Source organism: uncultured Oscillibacter sp. (assembly GCF_910587525.1).
GTDB lineage: Bacteria > Bacillota > Clostridia > Oscillospirales > Oscillospiraceae > Oscillibacter.
The window spans coordinates 1-4,303 of the sequence record NZ_CAJULS010000165.1 but is presented as its reverse complement, the minus strand read 5'-3'; the positions used below and the strand labels follow the sequence as shown (position 1 = coordinate 4,303).

General features: G+C 60.8%; 3 protein-coding genes and 1 pseudogene. All 4 read right to left on the bottom strand.

The window, feature by feature from the left end:
• Positions 1-405: 405 nt before the first annotated feature.
• Positions 406-1,242, bottom strand: a complete 837-nt coding sequence (locus tag QZ326_RS11595; protein ID WP_295745347.1) for a prephenate dehydrogenase — start codon at positions 1,240-1,242, stop codon at positions 406-408.
• 4 nt (positions 1,243-1,246) lie between these two features.
• Positions 1,247-2,260 carry a 3-deoxy-7-phosphoheptulonate synthase gene (gene aroF, locus QZ326_RS11590; protein WP_295745344.1) on the bottom strand — a complete coding sequence of 338 codons (1,014 nt, stop codon included), beginning with the start codon at positions 2,258-2,260 and terminating at the stop codon, positions 1,247-1,249.
• Positions 2,261-2,579: 319 nt separating this feature from the next.
• Positions 2,580-3,128 carry a zinc dependent phospholipase C family protein gene (locus QZ326_RS11585; RefSeq protein ID WP_295745341.1) on the bottom strand — a complete coding sequence of 183 codons (549 nt, stop codon included), beginning with the start codon at positions 3,126-3,128 and terminating at the stop codon, positions 2,580-2,582.
• Between the two features lie 186 nt (positions 3,129-3,314).
• Positions 3,315-4,303, bottom strand: a pseudogene (locus QZ326_RS11580) (glutamine synthetase type III); the annotation flags it as partial.

The window sequence follows — 4,303 nt, the reverse complement described above, 5'->3', positions numbered from 1 at the left end:
GTAGACGAGCTTTCTTCCCCGAACGGGACAGAGTAGGCGCGAAGCGCGGGAAGAGACGCTGGGGGCCTTGCGTCAAAGATGCAAAACAGCCTCGAAAGCAGTCCCAACTGCGGCGGAGCGTCCCCGCAAGGTACGCTGTCAGCCGCAGCCGGCAGAAGACTGCCAGGGTCCTATGGGCACCGGTTCAGGCCAGCCCCCGTATCTTGGGCGAATTTGACCCCTGCGGTCAAATTCGGCCCCCGTTCTCTTTTCTCTTTGGACCGTGCACGGCCCGTTTCTCTTTTCTCTGGCAAGACAGAGAAAAGAGAAATGGGGGGTGCATATGCACCAGCCATCATCATGGCTGTATCCCTCCCCGCCCGTCAGGGCGAGTAAAGACACCCGCTGCCCGGAAGGGCAAACCGATCAGTTCCCTCCGGCAGAAGCCTTCAGCTCCCGACCCTCTTTCAAGAGGGTCCGCACCCGCTCCGCATCGCGGGCTTTCAGCGCATCGGCGTAATCCGCCAGATTCTGAATGAGAATATCCAGCTCTTTGATAAGATAATCGCTGTCATCCAGAAACAGCTCCGTCCACATGTCCTCATCCAGCCGGGCCACCCGGGTCATATCCTGAAAACTCCCGGCGGAGAACCCCCTCCGCCGCTGGGCTTCCGGCGACTTGACGTAGGCGCTGGAGACGATGTGGGCCAGCTGGGAGGTAAAGGCGATGATACGGTCATGCTCCTCCGGCTGGGAGAAGGTGAGGCCTGCAAAGCCCAGGTCCAGGAAAAAGGCCTGGAGGGTCTCCAGCAGCTTCATGTCCGTGCGCTTGTCCGGCGTGAGGATCATAGAGGCCCCCATGTACAGATCCTCGCTGGAGGCGGTGAATCCGCCCCGTTCCCGGCCAGCCATGGGGTGCCCGCCGATATAGGCGAAGCCGTACTGTTCCGCCAGAGGAGTAATGGCCTCCACCACCACTCGTTTCACGCCGCACAGATCCACCACGATGGCGTTCTTGGAGATCTGCGCCCCGTGGGCGCGGACCCACTCCACCGCCGCGCCGGGACGAATGGCGATGAGAATCAGGCCGCACTCGGGCAGATTCTCATCTGTCAGGGGGGCGTCGATGGCTCCGCACATCCGGGCCAGAGTCATGGTCTCCGTATCCAGATCAGCGCCGTAGACGTTGTGGGCCGTGAGGGCCTTGATGCTCTTGGCCATAGAGCCGCCGATGAGCCCCAGGCCTACAATTCCAACATTCATGATCTCAGTCCTCCAGGGACTTCACGGCGCCGTGCAGCGCCAGCAGCTTTTTCGCCAGGGGCTCGAAGTCCTCGGGCTTCAGGGACTGGGGACCATCGCACAGAGCGTGGGCGGGGTCGTTGTGGACCTCGATCTGGAGGCCATCGGCTCCAGTGGCCACAGCGCCCATGGCCATGGGCTCCACAAGCCAGCTTTTACCGGTGGCGTGGCTGGGGTCGATGATGATGGGCAGGTGGGTCAGCCGCCGCATGACGGGGATGGCAGCCAGGTCCAGGGTGTTGCGGGTGTAGCTCTCAAAGGTGCGGATGCCACGCTCACAGAGGATTACGTTCTCGTTGCCGCCGGACATGACGTACTCGGCACTCATGAGCCACTCCTCATAGGTGGCGGACATGCCCCGCTTAATCATTACAGGCCGGTCCTGGTGGCCCACGGCTTTCAGAAGGTCGAAGTTCTGCATGTTTCTGGCGCCGATCTGGATGACATCCACATCTTTGAAGAGGGGCAGCTGGCTCAGGTCCATTAGCTCGGTGACGATGGGAAGGCCTGTCTCCTGCCGGGCTACTTTCAGGTACTCCAGGCCTGTGGCGCCCAGACCCTGGAAGGCATAAGGGGAGGTGCGGGGCTTGAAGGCGCCGCCCCGGAGCATGGTGGCGCCGCTGGCCTTCACCGCCTTGGCGATGGCCACCACCTGCTCCTCGGATTCCACAGAGCAGGGACCGGCCATGATGGTCAGGGTGCCGCCGCCAATCTGGGTGTTGCCCACATGGATCACGGTGTCCTCCGGATGAAATTTCCGGTTGGCGTTTTTGTAGGGCTCCTGGACCCGCTTGACATCCTCCACGATGTCCAGCGCGGCGATGAGGTCAATGTCCAGCTTGGACGTGTCGCCCACCAGCCCCAGGATGGTGTGGGCCTCGCCGATGCTGGTGTGGATAGCGATGCCCTTCTCCTGGAGCCAGTTGATGAGGCTCTCCAGCTGTTCGCGGTTGGGGTCGTGCTTTAAAATAACGATCATGACGGTGTCCTCCTGAGTTTAGAGTGGTACAAAAAACCCGCGGCCGGTTCGGCCGCGGGTCATCATGTACAAATGGTTCCAACAAAACCAAAGGTTACACGCGCACGCATTCAGCCAAACCCAAATAAGCCTTACCATAAAAATAGGTAAAGCTAAAGTAGCGGTATTCAGCGTGGCGGGCGATGTTGGTCATGTCAGATATCCCTTTCGATCCTGGAATATATAATAAAGGATAGCACGATGACGGGAAAATGGGAACCGTCAATCTATACAAATGAAGAAGGAAAATACAGATTAAAACGGGGAATTTCGCCCGAAATCAGGCCGCGGAGGGGAGACATCCGGCCATTAAGAGCAGATTGGCCTCCAGAATATACCGAACATCCTGATTCACATCCGCCTGGGTCTCCATGTACCGGCGGTGCAGCTCGTCAATGGCAAGAGTCAGATCCCGCCGTTCTTCCTCCAGCTGCAGAGTGCGGTTCTGGAGGTACTCCGCAAAACACACCCGCAGGGTGTCCTCATACGCCCGGTGGGCGATGAGGCTGTCGGGATAGTTCTCATTGTGGGGGAAGGTGAAGGCGTCGGCCAGATAGTGGGTCAGCTTGCCCAGGGTGTAGTACTGCCAAATGTTCCAGCGGGCCCGGCGCTGGAGCCGCAGGATGTGGGCGTTTATGTAGGCTTGAGAGTTGGAAAAATTGTGCCCCCGGAACTTGTGGGCCCGCAGGGAGCCCTTCAGGTAGGTCAGGGGGTTGCAGTCCGGCTGGAAGGAGCCGAAGAGAAAGGCCCACTCGTACCGCCGGGCACGGAATCCGTGTTCATACTCCAGCAGTGTGGAGGCCAGGAGCTTGTGACTGCGCTTTTTCACCGCGGCACCTCCGGGAAATGGATTTCAGCGGGTATCAGTATACCACAGGGCACCGGCGGGCGCAAGGGAAAATTTTGAATATTTTGGAGAGAAAAGGAGGGGGTGGGACTTCCGGCGGCGAAAATATTCCCCCTTGCGCGAAGCCCCCGCTCCGACGAAAGCGGGCCGGAGCGGGGGCTGTATGGATCAGACGGAGAACAGCAGCTGGCTGTACACAGGCATGGGCCAGTATTCGGCGGCGGTGAGAACCTCCAGAGCGTCCACAGAGGCCCGGGCCGCGTCCATGTCGGGGATAAGAGCGTCGTGACAGTAGCGCATGGCCTCCTCCGGCCCGGCGGGCATCCCCTCCAGATCTGAGGTCAGAGCGCGGCATTGTTCCATCAGCTTATCGGTGAGCTCGGCGGCTTCTCTGGCCGTGACGGCCTCATACTGATAGGGCAGACCGGCATCCGCCTTGGCGGCAGCCCGCCGGGCCAGCTCGGCGGCGTATTTGGAGACGGCGGGAAGAATGTCATGGCGGATCATGTCTATCATGGTCTTGGCCTCAATGGAGATGACGGTGGAGTAGTTCTCCACGTGGATCTCGTACCGGGCCCGGACCTCCGCCTCGGTGTAGATGCCGTGCTTGACAAAGAGCTGGATATTCTTGGGGGCAATATAGGCGGGCAGGGCGTCGGCGGTGGACTTGAGGTTGCTCAGTCCCCGGCGCTCCGCCTCCTGAAGCCAGGCGTCGTCGTAGCCGTTGCCGTTGAAGATGATCCGCTGGTGCTCGGTGAGGGTCCTCTTCACCAGCTGGTGCAGGGCGGACTGAAAGTCTTCCGCCTTTTCCAGCTCGTCGGCGAACTGCTCCAGCTCCTCGGCCATGATGGTGTTCAGGGCGATGTTGGGGCCGGAGACGGACAGGGAGGAGCCCGGCATCCGGAACTCGAACTTGTTGCCGGTGAAGGCCATGGGGGAGGTGCGGTTGCGGTCAGTGTTGTCCTGGCGGATGGCGGGGAGCACATCCACACCCACCTTCAGCATCTTCTTCTCCGCATCGGTGTAGCGGGTGTCGTGGATGATGGACTCCACCACGGCGTTGAGCTCATCGCCCAGGAAGATGGAGAGCACGGCGGGAGGGGCCTCCTGGGCCCCCAGGCGGTGGTCGTTTCCGGCGGTGGCCACGGTGGTGCGGA

What these genes read in the sequence shown, in the direction of transcription:
- QZ326_RS11595 (WP_295745347.1), bottom strand. Translation starts at nt 1,242, where the DNA reads ATGAATGTTGGAATTGTAGGCCTGGGGCTCATCGGCGGCTCTATGGCC.
- aroF (WP_295745344.1), bottom strand. Translation starts at nt 2,260, where the DNA reads ATGATCGTTATTTTAAAGCACGACCCCAACCGCGAACAGCTGGAGAGC.